Source organism: Microtetraspora niveoalba (assembly GCF_001570405.1).
Lineage (GTDB): Bacteria > Actinomycetota > Actinomycetes > Streptosporangiales > Streptosporangiaceae > Microtetraspora > Microtetraspora niveoalba.
In genome coordinates this window covers 31,112-35,422 of the sequence record NZ_BBYM01000056.1, presented here as the reverse complement: position 1 = coordinate 35,422, position 4,311 = coordinate 31,112, and the positions used below count along the sequence as shown (strand labels likewise).

The following is a 4,311-nucleotide window of genomic DNA, read 5'->3' as shown; positions in this document are numbered from 1 at the left end:
CCATCACCGACACCATCGATGGGATGGGCCGCCTCAGCGGGCTGCTGGACCCCGAGGTGAAGATGCAGCTGAAGACGTGGCTGGAGCCGCTGGCGGTCAGGACCGACAGCACCGACACGCGCAGCCATGCCCGCCGGATGGCGGACGCGCTGGCGGTGCGGCTGTCGGAGGGAGGACGGCGGACGGTGATGCATGTGTCGGTGACCGAGCAGACGCTGACCGGGGAGTCGGAGGAGCCCGCCTACCTGGAGGACGGCACGGCGATCCCGGCGCAGGACGCGCGCCGCCGGATGGCCTACAGCGCCGACCTGCGGCGGGTGCTGCGGGACGCGCAAGGGATCGTCGTCGACTTCGGCCGGGCCCGCCGTCTGGCCTCCTCCGACCAGCGGGAGGCGATCCTGGCGAAGTACCGGACCTGCTGCCGGGAAGGGTGCGATGTTCCCGCCTATCTGGCGGAGATCGATCATATCGAGCCGTGGTATCCGACCGGCCGCACGGATCTGGCGAATTTGGCGCCGTTGTGTGCGGCGGACAACAAGTGGAAGTCGCGTCATCCGGATCGGGTGGAGGTGATCGATCAGGGGGATGGGACGGTGTCGATGCGGTTCCATCGTTATTCGAAGCTGCGCCCGAGGCGGTGGGTGAGTAGATGCTGAACCGTCGTCGGCTTCCGGCCCACCCCGACCGCCGCCTCCGCCCACCTGCACCGGCCACGCAGCCACCGCCCCAGGCCACCGGACTATCGCCTATCCGGCTACTGGTCATGGGCCATCCGAAACCAGCGGGCGCAGCGGCCCCCAGGCCACCGGCACCAGCACCAGCACCAGCACCGGCACCAGCACCGGCACCGGTCGGGTGTCGCTGGTTGTGTCCGGTTGCTGCGACTATCCGTCGTGCTCGGCACCGCCGGTCACCCATCCCCGAGCACCAGTCGCCGAGCACTGCCATCGACCACCGGTCACATGGCTCCCGACATCCGGTCGCCAGGCCCCCGACATCTGGTCACCGGCCACTGAGCGCAGACCATTGGTCATCCGGTCCCGACCACCGGCGACCTTCGACCACGGCCAGCCGACCCATGGCAAGCGGCCTGGGCCGGCGAGGTGTTACGGGCGCGGATGTGGGCCAGTACGTCCTCGCCCGCGACATCGCCCCAAGGGGACGACGTTGCCCGGCGAGTGGTGCGTAGGGTGGCGTCGTGTCGGAGGCGGGGACGGGGACGGAGGCCACGGGCTACGACTGCCTGTCTTCTCGTCTGGTTCTGGAGAGCGAGCTGCGGACGTTCCTGCTGGACTGCTTCGAGGTCGCCGAGCGTGAGTTGTTCGGGGGTCACGACGACCGAGTCTCCGAGCGGTTGCGGGACATCCCGGCCCTGGGCACTGAGGTGCGTCTAGCCGGCCCCAGCTACCGATGTGCGTTTCGAGGGCCGCGGGCACGGTGGTGCGTCTCGCTGGCTACGGGCACCGAGGTGCATCCAGCTGTGAGATCGCGGCGGCAGCTGTGAGACCGCGGCGGATCCCGGCCGATCCGCCGGCTCACGGCGGCTCACGGCGCCTCGCGGCGGGCCCGCCGGCTCGCGGCGTGCTCGCGGCGGGTCCGTCGGCTCGCGGCGTGCTCGCGGCCGATCCGCCGGCTCGTGCTGGATCTCGGCGGATCGCGACGGGGGCGGCGAGCGGGGGGACGTAGGAATGCTGTCAATAATCAACGGAGCGCCGTAGGAAAACCGTCAAGACGGGGCGAAGGTTCCCAAACGCCGCGATTTGCTTGGCTCAGGGCCGCTACCTGGGCGGCCCGAAGCACTTATCCGGCATCTGAGGAGTGGGGATGGCAGACGTCATCTTCGTCGCCCTGACGATCGCGATCTTCGCGGTCCTCGGGCTCGTCGTGAAGGCGGTGGAACGGCTGTGAGCGCCGTCAACGCGGCCGGCCTGGTCGTGACCATCGGCCTGGTGATCTTCGTGGTCGCGGCCCTGCTGTTCCCGGAGCGGTTCTGATGACGCCGACCGTGGCGGGGATCGCCTTCATCGCGTCTCTGGTGGTCGCCCTCGCCGTCGTGCACCGGCCGCTCGGCGACTACATGTACCGCGTCTACACCGGCAGCGGGCACCTCGCCGTCGAGCGGGTGATCTACCGCCTCATCGGCGTGCGGCCCGACGCCGAGCAGCGCTGGACGGTCTACGCCCGTTCCGTGCTGGCGTTCTCGGCGGTGTCGATCCTGTTCCTGTACGCGTTCCAGCGCCTGCAGGACAAGCTGTTCCTGTCGCTGGGCTTCGGCCCGGTGTCGGACCACATCGCGTGGAACACGGCCGTCAGCTTCGTGACCAACACCAACTGGCAGGCGTACTCGGGCGAGTCCACGATGGGCCACCTGGTGCAGATGGCCGGGCTGGCCGTGCAGAATTTCGTGTCCGCGGCGGTCGGCATGGCGGTCGCGATCGCCCTGGTGCGCGGCTTCGCGCGCAGGAGGACCGACGAGCTGGGCAACTTCTGGGTGGACCTGGTGCGCGGCTCGCTGCGCGTCCTGCTGCCCATCGCCTTCGTCGGCGCGCTGGTGCTGGTCGCGGGCGGCCTGGTGCAGAACTTCGCCGACCCGTACACGGTCCCGACGCCGGCGGGCGGCCACCAGACGATCACCGGCGGGCCGGTGGCCAGCCAGGAGATCATCAAGGAGCTGGGAACCAACGGCGGCGGCTTCTACAACGCCAACGCGGCGCACCCGTTCGAGAACGCGACGAGCTGGACCAACTGGATCGAGATCTTCGCGATCCTGCTCATCCCGTTCGCGCTGCCGCGCACGTTCGGGCGCATGGTGGGGGACAAGCGGCAGGGCTACGCGATCCTCGCCGTCATGGGTGTCCTGGCCCTGGCCAGTGTCAGCGTGCTGACCGCGCTGGAGCTCGCGCACGGCGGCACGGTCCCGCAGGCGGTCGGGGCCGCGATGGAGGGCAAGGAGGTCAGGTTCGGTGTCGCCAACTCCGGCACGTTCGGCGCCGCGACCACGCTGACCTCGACCGGGGCGGTCGACTCCTTCCACGACTCCTACACCGCGCTCGGCGGCATGATCACGATGGTCAACATGATGCTGGGCGAGGTCGCGCCCGGAGGCGTGGGCTCGGGTCTGTACGGCATGCTCATCTTCGCGGTCATCACGGTCTTCGTGGCCGGGCTGATGGTCGGCCGCACGCCGGAGTACCTGGGCAAGAAGATCGGCGCCCGCGAGATCAAGCTCGCGTCGATGTACTTCCTGGTCACCCCGGCGCTCGTCCTGATCGGCACCGCGCTGGCGATGGCGACGCCGGAGCAGCGCGCGAGCATGCTGAACGGCGGGCCGCACGGCCTGTCGGAGGTTCTGTACGCCTTCACCAGCGCGTCCAACAACAACGGCTCGGCGTTCGCCGGCCTCACCGTCAACACCCCCTGGTACGACACCGCGCTCGGCCTGTGCATGGCGATCGGCCGGTTCCTGCCGATCGTGTTCGTGCTGGCCCTGGCCGGCTCGCTGGCCCGGCAGGCGCCAACCCCCTCGTCCGCGGGGACGTTGCCCACCCATCGGCCGCAGTTCGTCGGCATGGTCGTCGGCGTCACGGTCGTCCTGGTCGCCCTCACGTTCCTCCCCGCCCTGGCGCTCGGGCCGCTCGCAGAAGGAATCCACTGACATGTCAACACCTGTGACGGAAGCGCCGGGCGTCTCCGCCCCCGCCCCCGGGAAACGCCGGATCGGCGGCGGCCTGCTGGATCCCAGGCAGATGCTCCGGTCGCTGCCGGACGCGCTGCGCAAGCTCAACCCGATGACGTTGTGGCGCAACCCGGTCATGTTCATCGTGGAGGTCGGCGCTGTCTTCACTACTGTGCTGGCGGTCGTCGATCCGTCGGTCTTCGCCTGGGCGATCGTGGCCTGGTTGTGGCTGACGGTGGTGTTCGCCAACCTCGCCGAGGCCGTGGCCGAGGGCCGGGGCAAGGCGCAGGCGGCGACGCTGCGCGCGGCGAAACGGGACACCACGGCCCGCCGCCTGCGGGACCCCGGCGACCGGAACGCCTGGGACGTGGTCGGGGCGAGCGAACTGCGGCAGGGTGACGTCGTCGTCGTCGAGGCCGGGGAGATCATCCCGGGGGACGGCGACGTGGTCGAGGGCATCGCCTCGGTCGACGAGTCGGCGATCACCGGCGAGTCGGCCCCGGTGATCCGCGAGTCCGGCGGCGACAGGTCCGCCGTCACGGGCGGCACGAAGGTGCTCTCGGACCGGATCGTCGTACGGATCACCCAGAAGCCGGGGGAGAGCTTCATTGACCGGATGATCTCACTGGTCGAGG

General features: G+C 70.0%; 4 protein-coding genes. All 4 read left to right on the top strand.

Annotated elements, in window-relative coordinates; translation table 11 throughout:
• The coding region (locus AWQ70_RS35805; RefSeq protein ID WP_157530857.1) for an HNH endonuclease signature motif containing protein at positions 1-656 on the top strand (656 nt) is incomplete at its 5' end.
• A 1,248-nt stretch (positions 657-1,904) separates the two neighbouring features.
• A complete protein-coding gene (gene kdpF / locus AWQ70_RS39610; protein ID WP_067186429.1) occupies positions 1,905-1,994 on the top strand; it encodes a K(+)-transporting ATPase subunit F in 90 nt (29 codons plus the stop codon).
• On the top strand, positions 1,994-3,655 hold the full coding sequence (gene kdpA / locus AWQ70_RS35790) for a potassium-transporting ATPase subunit KdpA (RefSeq protein WP_067186427.1): 1,662 nt from the start codon (positions 1,994-1,996) through the stop codon (positions 3,653-3,655). Before kdpF ends, kdpA begins: the two co-directional genes overlap by 1 nt.
• Position 3,656: 1 nt before the next feature.
• Positions 3,657-4,311: P-type ATPase actuator domain-containing protein (locus AWQ70_RS41795; RefSeq protein ID WP_444543153.1), on the top strand; the 655-nt coding region annotated here is incomplete at its 3' end.